The organism is Sphingomonas liriopis (assembly GCF_024211255.1).
In the GTDB taxonomy this organism is placed as follows: Bacteria; Pseudomonadota; Alphaproteobacteria; order Sphingomonadales; family Sphingomonadaceae; genus Sphingomonas; species Sphingomonas liriopis.
This window is the reverse complement of sequence record NZ_JAMLDY010000006.1, coordinates 142,071-162,946: the sequence shown is the minus strand read 5'-3', so window position 1 is coordinate 162,946 and position 20,876 is coordinate 142,071. Positions and strand designations below refer to the sequence as shown.

17 protein-coding genes are annotated in these 20,876 nt (G+C 68.7%); 13 read left to right on the top strand and 4 right to left on the bottom strand.

Translation table 11 applies throughout. From position 1 onward, the window contains the following. Positions 1–17 precede the first annotated feature (17 nt). A complete protein-coding gene (locus M9979_RS06725; protein ID WP_254288563.1) occupies positions 18–1,151 on the top strand; it encodes a glycosyltransferase family 4 protein in 1,134 nt (377 codons plus the stop codon). Between the two features lie 205 nt (positions 1,152–1,356). Here the strand turns inward: M9979_RS06725 and M9979_RS06720 are convergent, their stop codons facing one another. Further along, positions 1,357–1,746, bottom strand: a complete 390-nt coding sequence (locus M9979_RS06720) for a hypothetical protein (protein ID WP_254288562.1) — start codon at positions 1,744–1,746, stop codon at positions 1,357–1,359. Between the two features lie 244 nt (positions 1,747–1,990). Between M9979_RS06720 and M9979_RS06715 the strand changes: the two genes are divergently transcribed. After that, positions 1,991–3,394 carry an NAD(P)H-dependent flavin oxidoreductase gene (locus M9979_RS06715; RefSeq protein ID WP_254288561.1) on the top strand — a complete coding sequence of 468 codons (1,404 nt, stop codon included), beginning with the start codon at positions 1,991–1,993 and terminating at the stop codon, positions 3,392–3,394. Between the two features lie 191 nt (positions 3,395–3,585). After that, the gene (locus M9979_RS06710; RefSeq protein ID WP_254288560.1) at positions 3,586–4,101 is read left to right on the top strand and encodes a hypothetical protein; all 516 of its coding nucleotides are present in this window, start codon (positions 3,586–3,588) and stop codon (positions 4,099–4,101) included. 23 nt (positions 4,102–4,124) lie between these two features. On the opposite strand, the gene M9979_RS06705 is transcribed toward M9979_RS06710, so the two are convergent. Further along, positions 4,125–4,334, bottom strand: a complete 210-nt coding sequence (locus tag M9979_RS06705) for a hypothetical protein (RefSeq protein ID WP_254288559.1) — start codon at positions 4,332–4,334, stop codon at positions 4,125–4,127. A 92-nt stretch (positions 4,335–4,426) separates the two neighbouring features. Then, positions 4,427–5,419, bottom strand: a complete 993-nt coding sequence (locus M9979_RS06700; protein ID WP_254288558.1) for a 2-hydroxyacid dehydrogenase — start codon at positions 5,417–5,419, stop codon at positions 4,427–4,429. A gap of 114 nt (positions 5,420–5,533) precedes the next feature. Between M9979_RS06700 and M9979_RS06695 the strand changes: the two genes are divergently transcribed. After that, entirely contained in the window at positions 5,534–6,022 is a 489-nt protein-coding gene (locus M9979_RS06695) for an SH3 domain-containing protein (RefSeq protein WP_254288557.1), read from the top strand. Positions 6,023–6,078: 56 nt separating this feature from the next. Next, positions 6,079–6,534: a hypothetical protein gene (locus M9979_RS06690; protein WP_254288556.1), complete on the top strand. Its 456-nt coding sequence runs from the start codon at positions 6,079–6,081 to the stop codon at positions 6,532–6,534. A gap of 303 nt (positions 6,535–6,837) precedes the next feature. Here M9979_RS06690 and M9979_RS06685 read toward each other — a convergent pair whose 3' ends face one another. Then, positions 6,838–8,025 carry an acetyl-CoA C-acyltransferase gene (locus M9979_RS06685; protein WP_254288555.1) on the bottom strand — a complete coding sequence of 396 codons (1,188 nt, stop codon included), beginning with the start codon at positions 8,023–8,025 and terminating at the stop codon, positions 6,838–6,840. A 135-nt stretch (positions 8,026–8,160) separates the two neighbouring features. Between M9979_RS06685 and M9979_RS06680 the strand changes: the two genes are divergently transcribed. The 8 genes from M9979_RS06680 to M9979_RS06645 all read left to right on the top strand — a co-directional run bounded on the left by M9979_RS06680 (position 8,161) and on the right by M9979_RS06645 (position 20,876). Continuing rightward, positions 8,161–8,421: a hypothetical protein gene (locus M9979_RS06680; RefSeq protein WP_254288554.1), complete on the top strand. Its 261-nt coding sequence runs from the start codon at positions 8,161–8,163 to the stop codon at positions 8,419–8,421. Between the two features lies 1 nt (position 8,422). Next, entirely contained in the window at positions 8,423–9,178 is a 756-nt protein-coding gene (locus M9979_RS06675) for a prepilin peptidase (RefSeq protein ID WP_254288553.1), read from the top strand. Continuing rightward, complete coding sequence (locus M9979_RS06670) at positions 9,175–9,588, top strand: hypothetical protein (RefSeq protein ID WP_254288552.1); 414 nt, start codon at positions 9,175–9,177, stop codon at positions 9,586–9,588. The genes M9979_RS06675 and M9979_RS06670 overlap by 4 nt, the downstream gene beginning before the upstream one ends. Next, the gene (locus M9979_RS06665) at positions 9,585–11,000 is read left to right on the top strand and encodes a coniferyl aldehyde dehydrogenase (protein WP_254288551.1); all 1,416 of its coding nucleotides are present in this window, start codon (positions 9,585–9,587) and stop codon (positions 10,998–11,000) included. The genes M9979_RS06670 and M9979_RS06665 overlap by 4 nt, the downstream gene beginning before the upstream one ends. Positions 11,001–11,299: 299 nt before the next feature. After that, positions 11,300–13,480 carry an autotransporter assembly complex protein TamA gene (locus tag M9979_RS06660; protein ID WP_254288550.1) on the top strand — a complete coding sequence of 727 codons (2,181 nt, stop codon included), beginning with the start codon at positions 11,300–11,302 and terminating at the stop codon, positions 13,478–13,480. Next, the gene (locus tag M9979_RS06655) at positions 13,480–17,718 is read left to right on the top strand and encodes a translocation/assembly module TamB domain-containing protein (protein ID WP_254288549.1); all 4,239 of its coding nucleotides are present in this window, start codon (positions 13,480–13,482) and stop codon (positions 17,716–17,718) included. The genes M9979_RS06660 and M9979_RS06655 overlap by 1 nt, the downstream gene beginning before the upstream one ends. 58 nt (positions 17,719–17,776) lie before the next feature. Then, positions 17,777–19,252 carry a flavin-containing monooxygenase gene (locus M9979_RS06650; protein ID WP_254288548.1) on the top strand — a complete coding sequence of 492 codons (1,476 nt, stop codon included), beginning with the start codon at positions 17,777–17,779 and terminating at the stop codon, positions 19,250–19,252. 310 nt (positions 19,253–19,562) lie between these two features. After that, on the top strand, positions 19,563–20,876 hold the full coding sequence (locus M9979_RS06645; RefSeq protein ID WP_254288547.1) for an EAL domain-containing protein: 1,314 nt from the start codon (positions 19,563–19,565) through the stop codon (positions 20,874–20,876).

Sequence of the window (20,876 nt, the reverse complement as noted above, 5' to 3'; positions counted from 1 at the left end):
GGCGCTAGACCGGCGTCATGCCGCAGCCGATCCACATCCTCCACCTCCATTCGAGCTTCAGCCTGGGGGGCAAGGAGGCGCGGGCGGTGCGGTTGATGAACGCGTTCGGCGACGCCGCGCGGCATACGATCGTCAGCGGCGTGCCCGATCAGCTCGGCGCGCGGGCGTCGATCGCGAAGGGGATCCGTTACGAGATCGCGCAGGATCCGCCGTCGCTGACCGGGCGGCCGTCGGTGGCGCGGTACGAGGCGCTCGCCAAGTATATGCGGCGGTTCGATCTGGTGCTGACCTACAATTGGGGCGCGATCGACGGGGTGATGGCGCGGCGGGTGTTCCCGAAGGGCGCGCCGCCGCTGGTGCATCACGAGGACGGCTTTAACGCCGACGAGGCGAAGGGTCTCAAGATCGAACGCAACGTCTATCGCCGCATCGCGCTGGGCGCGGCGCAGGCGCTGGTGGTGCCCTCGGAGGTGCTCGAGGCGATCGCGCTCAAGACGTGGAAGCAGCCGCGGGCGCGGGTGCATCGGATCGCCAACGGCATCGATACCGCGGCTTATGCGCAGAAGCCCGATCCGCGGGCGATCCCCGGCTTCGTGCGCGATGCGAAGGAGGTGGTGATCGGTGCGCTCGCGGGCCTGCGCGAGGTCAAGGACCTGCCGCTGCTGGTGCGGGCGTGCGGCGGGATCGCCGGACGGTTCCGACTGGTGATCGTCGGCGAGGGGCCGGAGCGCGAGGCGATCCTGGCCGCGGCGCGCAACATGGGGATCGCCGACCGCGTGGTGCTGGCGGGGTTCCTCGACCGGCCGCATCGCTTCGTCGGCGCGTTCGACATCATGGCGCTGTCGTCGAAGAGCGAGCAGTTCCCGATCAGCGTCGTCGAGGGGATGGCGGCGGGGCTGCCGATCGTCAGCACGCCGGTCGGCGACGTCGCGCGGATGGTGGCGGCCGAGAATGCACCGTTCGTCACCGGCGGTGACGAGGTGCTGCTGCGCGATGCGTTGCAGGCTCTGGTGTCGGATGGCGATCTGCGCGCGCGGGTCGGTGCGGCGAACCGGGCGAAGGCGCGGGCCGAGTTCGACGAGGCGGTGATGATCGGGCGTTATCGGGCGCTGTATGCGGAGGCGATGCGGCGGCCGGGGGTGTTGGGGTAGGGGTTGCCGAAGCGTCGGGGGTGATTGGCTGGCGTGGGGTTTCCCCGATCCCGCCGTCACCCCGGACTTGTTCCGGGGTCCATGGCGCGGCAGGCGCGAAGCTCGATCCTCTCGTCCTACGCCTGCGGCCCGGTGGACCCCGGAACAAGTCCGGGGTGACGAAGGATGTTTGGTTGCCGGTTGCCCGAAGCAGGGTGGACCTGCCTTAGCCTGCCAGCTCTTCCACATTCCGCGTTGCGAAATGCAGCCCCGCTGCGTCCTCCCCGCTCGCGACCAGCGCGAGGTCGCTGGCGCCCTGCAACAGGCCGTCCTCGACCTCGGGTTCGTGGGCTTCGGCGGCGGCGATCGTCGCGGACAGGATCGCGCGGGCGTCGGTCTCGCCATAGGTCAGGGCGAAGGCGGCGATCGCGATCTCGAAACATTCGGTGTCGCTGACGGGCGCTGCCGCCTGCTGCTGTAGCGACGCGCAGGCGGCGCCGAGCACATAGGCGCGCGACCAGGCTGATCCGGTCGGCCCGTCCGCCGGCAATGCGCCGGGTGTGAGCCCCAGCCGTTCGACCTGCGCCGTCAGCAGCAGGCCGAGCGACCCGCGCACGGCGGTGCCTTTCCGGACGCGCGGAGCGCGCCGGGGTGCGATCAGGTGGTTGAGGACCCCCATGGTCAGTTCTTTCCCTCGGACGATTTGGCTTGGGGCGGCTGTGCGCCCGATCGGGTTAACCGACGCCTAAGTATGCGCCACGGCGACGGATGCAGCGGGGGCGCGCGCAATTTCTTCGCATCGCTGCGTCCTTCTTGTATAGCGAACCGTATTTACCCCCCGGGATGAGGTGTCGTTTTCCGTGTTCAAGGGCCTGAAGCCGATCGTCTATAATGGCCGCGAGGTCTGGCCACTGGTCGAAGGGGGCAAGGGCGTCGCCGCGACCAACCACGCCTCCGCCGGCGCCTGGGCCGCCGCGGGCGGGATCGGCACCGTGTCGGCGGTCAACGCCGACAGCTACGACCCCGACGGCAAGATCATTCCGCAGATCTATCGCGCGCTGACCCGCCGCGAACGCCACGAGGAGCTGGTCGAATACGCGATCGAGGGCGCCGTCCAGCAGGTGAAACGCGCCTTCGAGATCGCCGGCGGCAAGGGCGCGATCAACATCAACGTGTTGTGGGAAATGGGCGGCGCCCAGCGCATCCTGCACGGCGTGCTCGAACGCACCCGCGGCATGGTCGCCGGCGTCACCTGCGGCGCGGGCATGCCGTACAAATTGTCCGAGATCACCGCGTCGTACGGCGTGTCGTACCTGCCGATCGTGTCATCGGGACGGGCGTTCCGCGCGCTGTGGAAGCGCGCCTATTCGAAGGCGGCGGAGTGGCTGGCGGCGGTGGTCTACGAGGACCCGTGGCTCGCCGGCGGACACAACGGCCTGTCCAATGCCGAGGACCCGCTGAAGCCGCAGGACCCGTTCCCGCGCGTCGCCGAGCTGCGCGCGGTGATGCGCGAGGGCGGCATCCCCGACAGCACGCCGATCGTGATGGCGGGCGGCGTCTGGTATCTGCGCGACTGGAACGACTGGATCGACAATCCCGAACTGGGCACGATCGCCTTCCAGTACGGCACGCGGCCGCTGCTGACGCAGGAAAGCCCGATCCCGCAGGACTGGAAGGACCGGCTGACCCACATCGAGGAAGGCGAGGTGCTGCTGCACCGCTTTTCGCCGACCGGTTTCTATTCGTCGGCGGTGCGCAATCCGTTCCTGCGCAACCTGGAGGCGCGATCGGATCGCCAGATCGCTTTCTCGACGCAGGAGGCGGGCGATCACGTCTTCCAGCTCGACGTTGGGGTGAAGGGCAAGAATTTCTGGGTGACGCGCAACGACCTGCTGCGCGCGCGCGAATGGTTCGGCGCGGGCTATACCGATGCGCTGAAGACGCCCGACAATACGCTGGTGTTCGTGACGCCGACCGAAAAGGGCATCATCCGCAAGGATCAGGCGGACTGCATGGGCTGCCTGTCGCAATGCTCGTTCTCGAGCTGGGCGGATACCGAGACCAATTCGACCGGACGGCTGGCCGATCCGCGCAGCTTCTGCATCCAGAAGACGCTGCAGGACATCGCGCATGGCGGCGACGTCGACCAGAACCTGATGTTCGCCGGGCATGCGGCGTATAACTTCAAGCGCGATCCGTTTTATTCCAATGGTTTCGTGCCGAGCGTCAAGCAGCTGGTCGATCGGATTCTGACGGGGGATTGAGGCCGTGCTGGTGATCGTGCGCGATCGCTAAGATGTCTTCAGCCCGGGACGTTCGCGATCCTCGTGCAAGAACTCTATGATCCCACCCCGGCGAAGGCCGGGGTCCAGTCGGGTAGACGGCCGTAACCGATACGATCCTTCACCCTACTGGACCCCGGCCTTCGCCGGGGTGGAAAAGAGGGATGATGGAGATGTTGCCGCGTTCCGAAGGCCCGCGATCCTCGACGAGTCGTGCCGATGGCACAGTGGATGAGGACCTCGAGGCATCGCTGGTCGCTATAGCGGAGGCGATGCGTGGGGCGCGCGAGCCGTGGTGGATCATCGGCAGCGCGGCCGTCGCGCTGCATGGCGCCGATGCCGGGCATGTCCATGACGTGGATCTGCTCGTCGGGCATGACGATGCGCGCAGGCTGTTCGCGCGGCTGAACATAGCACCGCTGACGATGGCGCCCGATCCGCTGTTCCGGTCGGCGCTGTTCGCGCGGTGGAGCGCGCCGCCGGTGCCGGTGGAGATCATGGCCGGCTTTGCGGTCGCCTCGGGAGAAACATGGTCGCCGGTATGGCCGCAGTCGCGGCGGGCGGTACGGATCGGCGAGGCGGTACTGTACGTGCCGGAGCGGGGTGAGTTGATCGCGCTGTTGCGGCGCTTCGGAAGGCCGAAGGACCAGCTGCGCGCGGCAGCGCTGGAGGGGCGGGCGCCGGGTTGAGGCTCGACGCCCGCCCCGTGAGGTCAATCGGCGACGGTGCCGACGACGGTGCCGACGACGGCGCCGGCGGTGCCGCCGACCGCCGCACCCTTTTCGACGCTGCCGCCGGTCGCCGCCGCGACGCCTGCGCCGCCGGCCGCGCCGATGCCGGCACCCTTCAGTGTCGAACAGGCGGACAGGCTGGCGGCGCTCGCGAAGAGCAGGGCGGTGGCGGCCAACGGTTTGATCGTCATGAAAAAACGTCCTGTGCTGTAGAGGTGCGGCGATAATGTCGCGGCGCAGCAAGAGTTCCGGCCGGTAACGTTTCGTCACCGATTCCGGTGGATCAGGCCCAGCCTTCGAGCACCTGATCGGGCGGACGGTGGCCGTCGGCCCACATGCGGATATTCTGGATGACGCGCTCGCCCGACGCCTGCCGCCCTTCGAGCGTCGCCGAGCCCATGTGCGGGGTCATCACCACATTGGGCAGCGCCAGCAGGCGCGGATCGATGCGCGGTTCGTGTTCCCAGACGTCGAGGCCGGCGCCGGCGATGCGGCCCGCCTCCAGCGCGTCGACCAGCGCGCCCTCGTCGACGATGCCGCCGCGCGAGGTGTTGATGAGATAAACGTGGGGCCGCATCAGCCCGATGCGGCGCGCGTCGATCAGGTCGCGGCTTTCCGCGTTCAACGGCGTATGGATGGTGACGATGTCGGCAGCGCTAAGCAGTTCGTCGAGATCGGCGTGGAAGGTCGCGCCGAGTTCCGCCTCGACCACCGCGGGCAGGCGGCGGCGATTGTGGTAATGGATCGACAGGCCGAAGGCGCGGGCGCGGCGCGCGACCGCCTGGCCGATGCGGCCCATGCCGACGATGCCCAGCGCCTTGCCGCCGATGCGTCGGCCGAGCATGCCGCCGGGGCTCCAGCCGTGCCATTCGCCCGAGCGGACCAGCTTCTCGCCCTCCGCCAGCCGGCGCGGGACCGAGACGATCAGCGCCATCGCCATGTCGGCGGTGTCTTCGGTCAGCACGCCGGGCGTGTTGGTGACGACGATGCCGCGCGCGCGCGCTGCCTTCAGCGCGATATGGTTCACGCCGGCGCCGTAATTGGCGATCAGCCGCAACCGCGCGCCGGCGCCAGCGATGAGCTCCGCGTCGATCTCGTCGGTGACGGCGGGGACCAGCACGTCGCATTCCGCCATCGCCGCGGCGAGCTGGTCGCGGGTCATCGCCACATCGCCGCGGTTGTTGACGGTGTCGAACAGGGCCTCCAGCCGGTCCATGACCGTGTCGGCGAGTTCGCGCGTGACGATCACGCGGGGGGTCTTGCGGGTATCCGGCATCGCGGCACCGGCTTGGCGAAGCGCGGGCCCAGCGTCAACGGCCAGCATCAACGGATCGTTGCTCCCGCGCGCCGCTGCGCTAGAGAGGGGGGACAGGGAATAAGGACAGGAACGATGCGCCATTGGGCTTTGGCTGTCGCGGGGCTGGCCGTTCTCGCCGCCGATGGCGGCGCGCTGGCGGCCGACGCCAAGAAGAAACTGCCATATTACGCCTCGATCACCGCGAGTCGCGCGCGGATGCGCACCGGGCCGGACAAGACCTATCCGGCGAGCTGGCTGTACCAGCGCGCCGACCTGCCGGTGCGGGTGATCGCGACGTTCAAGCAATGGCGCAAGGTAGAGGATCCCGACGGTACGCAGGGGTGGATGCTCGCCGCGCTGCTGAGCGAGCGGCGCACCGGCCTCGTCCGTGCCGCGCAGCCGGTCGACATGCGCGAGCGGCCGTCGGCAGGCGCGCGCCTCGCCTGGCGCGCGGCGCCTGGGGTCGTCGGGCGATTGTCCGAATGCGGCAACGGCTGGTGCCGGCTGGACGTCAAGGGACAGGCGGGGTTCGTCGAAGTGGCCAGCCTGTGGGGTGTCGATCCGGTCGAAAGCCTGCCCTAACGCCTTGTTAGGTCCGAATCGACTATATCGCGGTGGACGGCGAGGGAGGCCGCAGCGTGATACCGACCGAACCCCTGCCGCTCCATCACAGCTGGCCGCTCTGGGACCTGGCGCAGCGTTTCGATCTCGGCTGTGTCCATGATCGCGCCGGATCGACGCTCGCCCATCCTTCACCCGCCTGCGGAGCCTGGGCCTATGATCTGGTGGAGCACCGGCTCGACTGGTCGCCGGAGGTCTATCGCCTGTTCGGGTTCAAGCCGCAGGACGGCGCGCCGACCCGCGCCGCGACCCTCGCACGCTACGCCGAGCCGTCGCGCGCGGCGATGGAGCGGCTGCGCGCGCACGCCATCCGCCACCGCCGCGGCTTCACGCTGGATATCCAAGTGACGCCGATTCGCAGCCGCCCGCGCTGGCTGCGGTTGACCGCGGCGCCGGTCGAGGAGGATGGCGTGGTGGTGCGCCTGCACGGCTGGAAGGCCGATGTGACGCACCTGTACGCGCGCTCGTACTAGGATCGATCGACATTCAGACGGGTGAACGACGACACGTCCTCCCCCGCCACGACAGGGCTATAGCATATGGCCGCGTGACAATCGGCGGCCCGAATACTTCGTCACCCCGGACTTGTTCCGGGGTCCACCGTGCCGCAAGCGTCGAAAAAGAGCCTCGAAACGACGAGTTCGCCGAACCGTGGACCCCGGAACAAGTCCGGGGTGACGAAGGAATTGTCGAGCCGCCGACCAATCATTCCTATGCAATAGGCCTGCCCGCCAAAGGGGGCGGCATGTCTCTACGCCGCTGAATGTCGATCCGGCCTAGTTCATCAGTTCCACCGCCATCGCGGTCGCTTCGCCGCCGCCGATGCACAGCGAGGCGAGGCCGCGGCGCTGGCCCGTCGTCTGCAGCGCCGACAGCAGGGTCGCGAGGATGCGCGCGCCGCTCGCGCCGATCGGGTGGCCGAGCGCGCAGGCGCCGCCGTGGATGTTGAGACGGGCGGGGTCGAGGCCGAGGTCGTGGATCGCGATCATCGAGACGACCGCGAACGCCTCGTTGACCTCGAACAGGTCGATGTCGTCGCGGTTCCAGCCGGCGCGCTCCATCGCCTTGCGCATCGCGAAGACGGGGGCGGTGGTGAATTTGGCGGGGGCGTGCGCGTGGCCGGCGTGGGCGACCACGCGGGCGAGGGGGGTAAGGCCAAGCCGCTCGGCGATGCTGGCGCGGGTCATCACCAGCGCGGCGGCGCCGTCGGAGATCGACGAGGCGTTGGCGGCGGTGATCGTGCCCTCGCGCGAGAAGGCGGGTTTCAGCGTCGGGATCTTGGCGACGTCGCCCTTGGCGGGCTGTTCGTCGAGGCTGACCGTGGTGGTGCCCTTGCGGCCCTTCACCTCGACGCCGACGATCTCGCGGTCGAACGCGCCGGCGCCTTGCGCCTTTTGCGCGCGGGTCAGCGATTCGATCGCGTAATCGTCCATCGCTTTGCGGCCGAACTGGTATTCCGCTGCGGTCTCTTCGGCGAAATTGCCCATCAGCTTGCCGGGTTCGTACGCGTCCTCCAGCCCGTCGAGGTACATATGGTCGTACATCGTGTCGTGGCCGATGCGTGCGCCGGCGCGGTGCTTCTTCGAGAGGTAGGGCGCGTTGGTCATGCTCTCCATGCCGCCCGCGATCAGCAGGTCGACCGAGCCGGCGGCGAGCGCGTCGGCGGCGAGGATCGCGGCCTGCATCCCCGATCCGCACATCTTGTTGACCGTCGTCGCCTCGACATGCGTGCCGAGACCGGCGCCGATCGCCGCCTGCCGGGCCGGCGCCTGGCCGAGCCCGGCGGGGAGGACGCAGCCCATGTAGATGCGCTCGACCGCCTCGGCGGAGGCGCCGGCGCGCTCCACCGCGCCCCGAACCGCGGCGGCGCCGAGCTCGGTCGCCGACGCGCCGGCGAGCGCGCCCTGGAACGAGCCCATCGGCGTGCGGGCATAGCTGACGATGACGACAGGATCGGTGGACATGGGCTCTCCGGTGTTTTGTGTTGCGCGGCATCTAGGATGCGGGGCAGGTCGGGGCAATGATCGCGCATCCGCCATGCCTGTCGGCACAAAAGGAATCCGGGCGGATCAATCGGCACGCTCGCGCGCTCCGCCCTTATGGATCAATTTATCGAACCTGTACGGTGGTTTGCCTCGATCAGCGGGATGATCGCGGCGGGGGTGGTGGCGCTCGACTGGGGGCGGCGCGATACCGGCTGGGCGATGGTGCTGTTCTGCCTGTCGGCGGTCGCGTGGATCACCGGCGCGGTTCTGATGCGCGACTGGGCCTTGGGGTCGCAGAACATCGTGCTGCTCGGCATCGATCTGCTCGGGGTGTACCGCTATTTGATCCGCGAGCCCGATCCCGCCGAGGCGTGAGGTGAGCGCGGCGCTCGCCTGGCCGCTGGCGCTGGCGGCACTTGGGGCGATCTTCGGCAGCTTCATCGCGGCGCTGGTGATCCGCTGGCCGCAGGGACAGTCGGTGATGCATGGGCGGTCGGCGTGCGATGCCTGCGGGCGGACGCTGGGGGCGGCGGAGTTGCTGCCGGTGGTGAGCTTCTTGCTCCAGCGCGGACGGTGCCGCGGGTGCGGGGCGCGGATCGATCGATGGCATGTCGGGATCGAACTGGCGGCGGTGGCGATCGGCGCGGTGGCGGGGTTGATCGCGCCGGGCTGGACGGGGGTGACGGGGGCGGTATTCGGCTGGCTGCTGCTGGCGCTGGCGGCGCTCGACGTCGTCGCCTTCTGGTTGCCCGACCGGTTGACGGCTGCGCTGGCGGTGGCCGGAGGGGTCGTCGGTGCGGCGGGGTTCGCGCCGGCGCTCGAGGATCGGCTGATCGGCGGCATCGCTGGTTATGGCGCGCTCGCCGCGATCGCGTTCGGGTACAAGGCGTGGCGCGGGCGCGAGGGGATGGGCGGGGGCGATCCCAAGCTGATGGGGGCGATCGGGTTGTGGCTCGGCTGGCGGATGCTGCCGGCGGTACTAGTGATTGCCAGCCTGATCGGGCTCGGCATCGCGCTGTTCGCGTGGGCGACCGGGCGGCGGGTGGCGCGCGACACCGCGCTGCCGTTCGGCGCGCTGCTCGGGCTGGCGGCTTACCCTGCGTGGATCGCCATGATAGTATCGGCGTCATGATCGCGCTTCTGCTCGCCGTCGCAGCGCAGGCTGCCGCTCCCGCCCCGCTGCTCGGCCCGATCGGGCAGCAGCGTCTGCCCGCCAAAGGCTGTGCCGCCTATCTGTGGAACGCCGCCGACCGTCAGCTGGTGGCGATGGCGGTGGCCGATCCGGCGACGATCCGCGTCGCGATCGGCGGCAGGACGGTCGACCTCGCGCTCGCCACCGGCAGCGGCCCGGCGAAGCTCGGCTTCGCCGACAGCGCCGAATATCGCGGCGACGGCATCACCGCGCGGCTGACGATGGAGGTGGTGCAGCAGGAGCAGCTGATCGCGGGCGCGCGCGTGCCGAGCGGGTCGCTGCAGATCGATCGGCCGGGGCAGGACGGCGTCGTCGTGCCCGTCGCCGGGCTGATCGGGTGCCGGGCATGAGCCTCGCCGCGCTGCTCGACCGCCAGCGGGCGGCGTTCATGGCGGAGCTGCCGGTGTCGCTCGCCGTCCGTAAGGACCGGCTGAGGCGCGCGGCGGCGATGATCCGCGATCATGCGGATCGTTTCTGCGACGCGCTGAGCGAGGATTTCGGCCATCGCAGCCGCGACCAGTCGATGCTGACCGATATCGCCGGATCGATCGGCCCGATCGCGCATGCGTTGAAGCACCTCGACGGCTGGGCGAAGCGCGAGAAGCGCAGCGTGCAGTTTCCGCTCGGGCTGCTCGGCGCGCGGGCGTGGGTCGAGTATCAGCCCAAGGGCGTGGTCGGCGTGATCGCGCCGTGGAATTTTCCGGTCAATCTGGTGATGGGGCCGGTCGCCGGCGCGTTCGCGGCGGGCAATCGCGTGATGGTGAAGACCAGCGAGTTCACGCCCGCGACCGCGGCGCTGTTCGAGGCGGTGGTCGGCGATTACTTCCCGCCGGAGGAACTGGCGTTCGTGTCGGGCGGGGCGGAGGTCGGGCAGGCGTTCGCCGCGCTGCCGTTCGACCATCTGCTGTTCACCGGCGCGACCGGGATCGGGCGGCATATCCTGCACGCGGCGGCTGACAATCTGACGCCCGTGACGCTGGAACTGGGTGGCAAGAGCCCGGCGATCGTCGGCAGGGACGCGGATATCGCGCAGGCATCGGAGCGGATCGCGCTCGGCAAGATGCTCAACGCCGGGCAGATCTGCCTCGCGCCCGACTACGTGCTGGTACCCGCCGCGCAGGAACAGGCGGTGGTCGACGGCCTGACCGCGGCGGCGAGCGCGATGTATCCGACGCTGCTCGCCAATCCCGATTATACTGCGGTGATCAACGACCGGCATCACCGGCGCCTGAACGACTGGCTCGACGATGCACGGAGCAAGGGCGCGCGGATCGAGGTGGTCAATCCGGCCGCCGAGGATTTCGCCGGGTCGAACGGCCGCAAGATGCCGCTGCATATCGTCCGCGACGTCACCGACGACATGATCCTGATGCAGGAGGAGATCTTCGGGCCGGTGCTGCCGGTGGTGCGCTACGACGGCATCGACCAGGCGATCGCGCGGATCAATCGCGGGCCGCGGCCGCTGGGCCTCTATCACTTCGGCCGCGATGCGGGCGAGCGGCGGCGGGTGCTCGACCGGACGATCTCGGGCGGGGTGACGCTGGACGACGTCGTCTTCCACGTCTCGATGGAGGACCTGCCGTTCGGCGGGGTCGGGCCGTCGGGGATGGGCAGCTATCACGGCGTCGACGGTTTCCGCACGTTCAGCCATGCCAAGGCGGTGTTCAGGCAGGCGCGGCTCGACGTCGCCAAGCTCGCCGGGTTGAAGCCGCCCTATGGCAAGGCGCTGGCGGCGTCGGTGAAGCGGCAGATGAAGGTCTGACGCGGGGCGGGGGTTACGTTGTCCTCGGAATATGTAACTTCGGATCAGCCCGACGGTGCACCGTTCGCCCGGAGCCTGTCGAAGGGCGTGAGTCTCACCTGTGCTTCGACAGGCTCAGCACGGACGGGGTGGGGGATGCCCTCAACTCGTCGCCGCTTCGCGTGAAATCGTAAGGGCTTCCCGGCCGGCCCCCGCCGCAAATCGATGCGGCGGTGCAACCAAGCCGCGACTGCGACGTTATCGAACGGCTTGGGGGTGGATTCGAACGCGAACGCTCTCGCAAAGGGGAACGGGAACGCGTGCGAGTATCGACCGGACGACATTATTGGCTTGCCTTCGCGCTGGTCGCCGCATCGCCCGCGGTCGGGCAGTTCAATCAGCAGCAGGGCACCGCGCCCGCCCGCGGTCCCGATGCGCCCAAGCCGACACCGACACCGCAGGCGACCACCGCGCCGACCCCCGCCGATAACGCCCCGATCGTCCCCGAAGCCGAATTCGACGCCGCGCTGCCGCCGCTGAGCGGCGACATCAACGCGCCGCTCGAACCGATGCCGAAGGGGCAGCCGGCCGCGGCGACGCCCACCACGGCGCAACTGCCGCTGGTGGCGGCGGACGGATCGCTTCCCGCCGCGGCCCCGGAGAACCCCGAGCTGGCGCAGCCGCTGCAGCCGCTCGCGAGCTTCGATTCGGCGCCGCTGCAGACCGCCGCCGACATCAAGGACGTCGACGCGCCGCAGATCCGCTACGAGACGGTGCTCAAGGGGCTGGAAGAGCTGAAGCTCGCCGACGAATTCAAGTCGCTGTCCGCGCTGCAGGAAGGCAAGGGCAAGGCCGCCAATGCGACGCAGGTCGCGGCACGCGGGCGCGAGGACGAGGGGCTGGCGGTGCGGCTGATGAAGTCGCTCGGCTATTATGACGGTACCGCGGTGTCGCTGATCGAGACGGTGCCCGCGGCGGATGCGACGCAGCCGGGCAGCCTGCGCGCGACGGTGACCGCGACGCCGGGACGGCTCTACACGCTGTCGTCGGTGAATATCGAAGCGCAGCCGGTGACGCCGCCCGACCTCCTCACCCGCAACCTGCCGTTGAAGGTGGGCGACCCGATCGAGGCGGCGCGCATCCAGGGGGCGGAGGCGAACGTCAGCCTCGTCCTGCCGCAGCAGGGCTATCCCTTCGTCAAGGTCGGCGAGCGCGACATTCTGCTCGACGATCAGTCGCCCAAGGCGACCGGTGCCTATACGCTGCCGGTCGATACCGGCCCGCGCTCCAGCTTCGGACAGCTGACGACCAGCGGCGATCCGGTGTTCGACCTGACCCATCTCAACGTCTTCCCGCGCTTCGACGGCGGCGATCTGTACGACAGCCGCAAGACCGACGACCTGCGCGATGCGCTGGTCGCGACGGGGCTGTTCTCCAGCGTCGCGGTCGAGCCGCAGCGCACCGGGCGTACCAACGCGGATGGCCTCGAGGCGGTCGACCTGCTCGTCCGCCAGACCAAGGGACCGCCGCGCAGCCTGGCGGGCAGCGCCGGCTATGCGACGGGACAGGGCTTCAAGGCGGAGGGCAGCTGGACCCACCGCAACCTGTTCCCGCCCGAGGGCGCGCTGATCGGCACCGTCGTCGCGGGTACGCAGGAACAGGGCGCGTCGGGTACCTTCCGCCGCTCCAACGCGGGCAAGCGCGACAAGACCTTCACCGCGATCGCATCGGCCAACCACAGCAATTACGACGCGTTCGACGCCTTCACCGGCACGCTGTCGGCGCGCTGGAGCTATGTCTCGACGCCGATCTGGCAGAAGCGCTTCACTTATTATTACGGCGGCGAGCTGGTCGGGACGAACGAGAGCACCTACGACTTTACGCAGGGTGCGAAGGTCCGGCGGACCTATGGCATCGTCGCGCTGCCGGGGCAGGTCGAATGGGACACGTCCGACAGCCTGCTCAACCCGACGCGCGGCTATCGCCTGCGGCTGAACCTCAGCCCCGAGGGCGCGGTGAGCGGCGCGGTGCGGCCGTACGTGCGCGCGATGATCGAGGGGACCTTCTATTACCCCGTGTCGACCAGCCTGGTGATCGCGGGCCGCGCCAAGGCCGGGACGATCCAGGGGATCGCGCGCGACGATCTGGCGCCGTCGCGGCGCTATTACGGCGGCGGCGGCGGGTCGGTGCGCGGCTATGGCTATCAACGTCTGGGGCCGTTCGATCCCAACGGCGATCCGGTCGGCGGGCGGTCGCTCAACGAATTCGCGCTCGAGGCGCGCTATCGCTTCGGCAATTTCGGCATCGTGCCGTTCATCGATGCCGGCAACAGCTATGAATCGAGCCTGCCCAAGGGATCGGACCTGAAGTTCGGCGCCGGTATCGGCGGTCGCTTCTACACCAATTTCGGGCCGATGCGCATCGACGTCGCGACGCCGCTCAATCCGCGGCCCGGCGACGGCAAGGTCGCTCTCTACATCTCGATCGGGCAGGCATTCTGATGGCGGACGATATGCCCGTGGCCGAGACCGCCCCGGTCGCGGTGGCGAAACGCCCGCTGTGGCAGCGTATCCTGAAATGGGTGCTGTTGCTGATCCTCGGCCTGCTGCTGCTGGTCGGCGTGGTGGTGCTGGGGATCAACACCGATCCCGGCCGCCGCTTCGTCGCCAACCGGATCGGCGGCTATACGACCGCGTCGGGCTTGAACATCAAGGTCGGGCGGATCGACGGGTCGCTCTATGGCCAGATGGTGCTCAGCGACGTGCGCGTCGCCGATCCCAAGGGCGTGTTCCTGACCAGCCCGAAGCTCGCCGTCGACTGGCGGCCGTTCGCATTCGCGAAGAACCATGTCGATGTGCGCAGCCTGTCGACCGATCTCGTCACGCTCGCGCGCCGGCCCGAACTCAAGCAGACGCCGAGCGATCCCAACGCGCCGCTGCTCCCCGACCTCGATATCGACGTCAACCGGCTGCACGTCGGGCGGCTGGTGCTGGCGAAGCCGGTGACCGGCGAGACGCATATCGTGCGCATCGACGGCGCGGTGCATATCGCCGATCGTCGCGCGCAGCTGATCACCGATGCCGCCGCGTTGCGCGGTGCGGGCGTCGCCGGCGGCGATACGCTGCACCTGAAACTCGACGCGGTGCCCGAGCAGAACAAGCTCGACATCGACCTGAAGCTGAACGCCCCGGTCGGCGGCGTCGTCGCGACGATGGGGTCGCTGAAGGCGCCGCTGACCGCGACCGTCGGTGGACGTGGCAGCTGGCAGGCGTGGCAGGGGCGTGCGGTCGCGACGCTCGGCGGTGGTCAGCTCGCCAACGTCGGTCTCACCGCGCGCAATGGCCATATCGAGGTGCGCGGCTTCGCGACGCCGGGCCTGTATCTGCAGGGTCCGGTCGAGCGGCTGACCGCGCCGCGGCTCGATCTGGCGATCGACACGACGCTGAACGACCGCAAGGCCGATACGCGGATGACGCTGAAATCGGATGCGCTGGCGGTCGATGCCGGCGGTCTGATCGATCTTGCCAACAGCCGCTTCGGCAATTTCGCGTTCAATGCGCGGCTGCTGACGCCGGGGGCGATCGCGCCCAATCTGCGCGGTCGCGACGTCATGGCGCGCGTCGTGCTCGACGGCGCGTTCGCGACGCCGACCGTCGACTACAAGATCAACGCCGCCGCGATCGGCTTCGGCACCACGACGGTCGAGAACGTCTATGCCGAGGGGCTGGCGCGGGTGAACGCCGACCGCATCTTGGTGCCCGTCAAGGCGCGCGCGCGCCGCGTTACCGGGCTCAACGCCGCGGTGGGTGGCCTCACCAACAACGTGCGGATCGAGGGCGATTTCGCCATCTCGATGCCGAACATCCTGTCGGACAATTTGCGCATCCGGTCGGACACCATCGATGCGACCGCGATCGTCGTCGCCAATACCGCCACCGGCCGCTACACCGGCGCACTCAAGGGGCGGGTCAACAATTACCGGCTCGAGAGCATCGGTATCCTCGACCTGTCGACCGATGCGAAGCTGGTGCCCGGCACGAACGGCGGCTTCGGCATCACCGGTCGCGTCGTCGCGCAGACCAAGCAGCTGTTCAACAGCGGCGTGCGCGATTTCCTCGGCGGCAACGCGGTGGTGCGCAGCGACATCGGCTACAGCCCCGAAGGCATCGTCACCTTCCGCAACCTGCGGATGAACGCGCCACAGTTCCGCGTGACGCGCGGGCAGGGGCGGTTCGATCCGGCGACCGGCAGCGTGGCTATCGATGCCGATGCTTATTCGACGCAATATGGTCCACTGTCGGCGCGCGTCACCGGCAGCGCCGATGCGCCCGTCGTCGTGCTGCGTGCGGCGCGGCCGGGGGTCGGCGTCGGTCTGGTCAATCTCAACGCGCGCGTCGTCGGACGCGGTGGCGCCTATGCGATCACCGCGAGCGGCGGCACCGATTACGGGCCGTTCACCGCCGACGTGCTGGTGCGGCCGAGCCCGCGACTCACCGTCGACGTCAACCGCCTCGTCTTCGCCGGCATCGTCGCGACCGGCCGGGTGGCGGCGACGCCGGCGGGGCCGTTCGCGGGCGCGCTGCAATTCGCAGGGCGCGGGATCACCGGCAACGTCCGCCTCGCCAACCAGGGCGGCTATCAGCGTGCCGACGTCGCCGCGCGTGCGTATAGCGCCACGATTCCCGGTTACGCGGACTTCACCATCGGCCGCGCGATCGTCGACGCCAGCGTGGTGATGTTCCCCAAGGCGCCGCAGATCATCGCCGACGTGCAGGTCGCCGATACGCGCTACAATGCCTTCGTCATCCAGGCGATGCGCGCGAAGGTGAATTACGTCGGCGGGCGCGGCACGGCGCAAGCGTTGCTGACCGGATCGAGCGGCGTCCCGCTGCGCGTCGCGGTCAATGCGCAGCTGTCGCCCGACAATTACGCCGTCGCCGCGCAGGGGCAGGCGAATGGCATCGCCTTCCGCACGGTCAATCCGGCGCGGATCGTCAAGGCGAGTGGCGGCTATCGCCTCGCCGCGACGCGGATCGACTTCGGGCAGGGGCCGAGCGCGGGTTCGGCGCGCGTCGCCGGGTCGTTCGGCGGCGGCGTCACCGCAGGCCAGGCACGGCTCGACCGGCTCAACCTGTCGATGCTGTCGGCGTTCGTCCCCGACCTCGGCCTGTCGGGCGCGGTCACCGGTAGCCTCGACTATCGCCAGCAGGGCAGCGCCATTCCGGCGGCGGATGCACGCCTCACCATCGCCGGGTTCCAGCGCACCGGGCTCGCCGCGGTGTCCGAACCGGTCGACGTCCAGTTCGTCGGCAAATTGCTGCCCGATGGCGGCGAGGCGCGCGCGCTCGTCAAGCGCGGACCGAACGCGATCGGGCGCATGCTCGCGACGCTCAGGCCGTTGCCGCCGGGGGCGGGATCGTGGACGACGCGGCTGTTGCAGGCGCCCTTGTCGGGCGGCATCCGCTACAACGGTCCCTCGGCCACGCTGTTCAGCCTTGCCGCGCTGCCCAACCAGCAATTGAGCGGGCCGATCGCGGTCGCCGCTGATTTCTCCGGCCGGGTCTCCGCGCCGCGGCTCAACGGGCTGATCCGCGCCGACAATCTGACCTACGACAACGAGGCCTATGGCACCCGCCTGTCGCAGATGAAGATCGCGGCGCGCTTCACCAACGACCGGCTCGACCTGACCAATCTGTCGGCGCGTGCCGGCAAGGGCAGCGTCACCGCGCAAGGGTCCGTCGGGCTCGCCGCGGACAGCGGCTTCCCGATCGACCTGCGTGCGACGCTCGACAATGCGCAGCTCGCCAAGAGCGATGCGCTGGCGGCGACGTCGTCGGGGACGATCCGCTTCACCTACGGCCGCGACGGCGGGCTGTTGCAGGGCAACCTCACCGTGCCGGAGGCGCGCTATCAGATCATCCGCCAGGGTGCCGCCGAAGTGCCCGAGCTGACGGGCGTGCGCCGCAAGAGCCAGATCGTGACGCCGCGACCGACCGACCGGCCGAAGCCCGCGCCGGTCAGCACGATCCGGCTCGACCTGACGGTGCGTGCGGATAACCAGCTGTTCGTGTCGGGCATGGGCCTCGAATCCGAGTGGGAGATGAACCTGAAGGTCGGCGGCACGTCGGCGGCGCCGGTCATCACCGGTGGGCTGGATTTGGTGCGCGGCACCTATTCCTTCGCGGGCAAGCGGTTCGAGGTGACGCGCGGCACGATCCGCTTCCGCGGCGGCGCGCTGACCGATCCGGACATCAACATCCAGGCATCGACCACGGTCAACGGCATCACCGCGGTGATCGCGGTGACCGGGACCGGCCAGCGGCCGCAGATCGCCTTCACCTCGACCCCGGCGCTGCCGCAGGACGAAGTGCTCAGCCGCCTGCTGTTCGGGACCAACCCCGAAAATCTGTCGGCGACCGAGGCGTTGCAGCTGGCGAGCGCGCTCAACTCGCTGCGCGGGTCGGGCGGCGGCGGGCTCAATCCGCTCGGCAAGCTGCGCTCGGCGACCGGCTTCGACCGGTTGCGCGTGCTCGGCGCCGACGAGGCGACCGGTCGCGGCACCAGCCTGGCGGCGGGCAAGTATCTGACCGACAATATCTATGTCGAGATCGTCACCGACGCGCGCGGCTTCACCGCGACGCAGCTGGAGATCGCGCTGACCAAGGCGTTGAGCCTGCTCACCTCGACCGGATCGGCGGGCGGATCGGATGCGCGGCTGAAATATTCGAAAGACTATTGAGGCTGACTGGGATAGGCCTCTCCACGAAACCGAATAACGGGTATGGTGGAGAGGGCCGATGGTCGAGCATGTCGACGTGGTCGTGGTGGGGGCCGGGATTTCCGGCGTGGGGCAGGGCTATCACCTGCAGACGCGCTGTCCCGACCGCAGCTATGTGATCCTGGAAGGGCGGGCCGCGCTGGGCGGTACCTGGGACCTGTTTCGCTATCCGGGTATCCGTTCGGACAGCGACATGCACACGCTGGGCTTCTCGTTCCATCCCTGGACGCAGGCCAGGTCGATCGCCGACGGCCCGTCGATCCGTGCCTATGTCGAGGAGACGGCGCGGACTTATGGCATCGACCGGCACATCCGCTTTCGCCACCATGTAACCGCGGCGTCCTGGTCGACCGAGGACGCGCGCTGGACGGTCGAGGTGACGGGGCCTGACGGCGAACCGTTGGTCTTCACCTGCAATTTCCTGTGCATGTGCTCGGGCTATTACAATTACGCCAAGGGCTACACGCCCGAATTCGCCGGGGCCGAACGGTTCGGCGGGCGGATCGTCCATCCGCAAATGTGGCCCGAAGACCTCGACTATGACGGCAAGCGCGTCGTCGTGATCGGCAGCGGCGCGACCGCGGTGACGCTGGTGCCCGAGCTGGCGAAGAAAGCGGCGCACGTCACGATGCTGCAGCGTTCGCCGACCTATGTCGTCTCACGCCCCGCGGAGGACAAGGTCGCCAACTGGCTACGCGCCCGGCTGCCGGACAAGGCGGCTTATGGTATCACCCGCTGGAAGAATGTGCTGACCAGCATGTTCTTCTACCGCATCGCCAGGAAGCGCCCCGAGAAGTTCAAGGCGCGGCTGATCGGCATGGTGCGCGAGCATCTGGGGCCGGACTATGACGTCGATACCCATTTCACCCCGCGCTACAATCCGTGGGACCAGCGGCTGTGCCTAGTGCCCGACGCCGATCTGTTCGCGAGCATCAAGCAGGGCGACGCATCGGTCGTCACCGGCACGATCCGCGCGTTTAGCGACACTGGCATCGCGCTCGATTCGGGTGAGGAACTGCCCGCCGACATCATCGTCACCGCGACCGGGCTCGAGCTGCAATTGTTGAGCGACGTGCGGTTCAGCAAGGATGGCGCACCCATCGATCTCGGCCAGGCGCTCCAGTACAAGGGGATGATGTTCTCGGACGTGCCGAACCTCGCCTATACGTTCGGCTATACCAACGCGTCGTGGACGCTGAAGGCGGATCTGGTGGCGATGTACGTCTGTCGCCTGCTCAACACGATGAAGAAGCGCGGCCTGCGCCAGGTGACCCCGCACAACAGCGATGCGAGCATGGCGACCGAGCCGTTCGTCGATTTCACGTCGGGCTACATCCAGCGCGCCGAACACAAGCTGCCCAAACAGGGCGCGCGCAAGCCGTGGAAGCTCAACCAGAATTACGCGCTGGACGTGCTGGCGCTACGGCTGGGGTCGGTCGACGACGATATAGTGTTCGGCAACCCGGTGCCGAAGCAGGGCCGGCTGGCGGCCTAGCGCGCCTGGGGGACGGTCGTTTGCCGACGCCCCCGGGCAAATTGGCTCGGAATCCCCGTATGCAGGCCGCGAGGCGCCGCCGGAGGTTTCCGAGCCGGTAAGCGGTTTACCAGGGCTTGATGTCGACCGTGATGGCGGCGACGACAGCGAGGAACAGTTCCAACATGCTTATCTCCCTTATCATGACATCTCGAGGATGCGGGTTAACCTTAACAGGAAATTAAGCATTCCTCAATCGGCTTTGCCGTGACCGGTGGCGGGCGGCAGGCTTAATCCAATCTTCAATCCTGTCGGATAGCACGAGCGGGTCATGACCTTCGCGCATCGCCCGGAATCCGTGGAAAAGCCGGCTTCGGCCCAGGCAAGGGAGGCGGTATCGCCGCCACCGGAGCCGTTTCGTTTCCACCTGCTGGCGGAGATCGCGAACTTCGCCGAGCTGCGCCGGATGCTGGGATGTGAGCGCGCCGAGCTGCTCGTAGGCCTCGCCTGCGACCGATTCGGGCGGGTGCTGCCCAATGCCAGTGTGGCCGCCACCGGGCGCACGCAGATCGCCTGCTGCTTCCGCGATGCGCATGCCGATGCGATCACGACGCGGATCGCCGGAATCGAGGCGGCGTTCGCCCGCCCGTTCGCGATCGACGACCAGCAGGTCCGGATCGCGCTGACCTTCGGCGCGGCCAGCGCCGCGGCGGGGAACGTCGACGAGGTCGCGATGGTCGAACAGGCCGAAGCGGCGCTGGCGGAGGCGCGCACCGCCTATCATGCGGTGACGCACGTCGTGCCGCCGCGCCCCGCCAACGATATCCTGCGCGTCGCGCGCGAACTGGATCAGGCGATCGATCGCGACGAGCTGATCCTCCATTACCAGCCGAAGGTACACGTCCGCCGGCAGGAGATCACCAGTGCCGAGGCGCTGATCCGCTGGCGCCATCCGACCCGCGGGCTGGTGATGCCGGGCGACTTCATCGCGATCGCCGAGGAATGCCAGCTGATCGACCGGATGACGCTGTGGACGATCCGCCGCGCGATCGCCGACCAGCGCGATCTGGCGGCGCGCGGGCACGACCTGAGGCTGTTCATCAACATCGCCGGGCAATTGCTCGCCGACACCGCCTTCGTCCGCGAAGCGTGCGAGCTGGTCGGCGGCAGCGATGCCAAGCTGGGCTTCGAGATCACCGAGACGTCGGTGATCCGCGATCCGGCGAGCGCGATCGCCAACCTGCAGGTCTTCGCCGATTTCGGCATCACGATCGCGATCGACGATTACGGTGCGGGCCTGTCGTCGCTCGCCTATCTGAAGCAATTGCCCGCGCGCGAACTGAAGATCGACAAATTGTTCGTGACGCAGCTGACCAGTTCCAACCGCGATCCGCTGATCGTCCGTTCGACGATCGACCTCGCGCATGCGCTCGAGATGGAAGTGGTCGCGGAAGGTGTCGAGACGCATGCCGCGCTCGCGCTGCTGACGGTGATGGGCTGCGACATGGTGCAGGGGTTCCTCATCAGCCGCCCGGTCGTGCTCGATTCGCTGGTCCAGTATCTCGACGAGGGGCGGCATCGCGCGCCTGCGCCCGATCCGCTCGCCGCGTTCGGCGGCTTCGCGGTCGCGCGGCGGCAGGCCTGA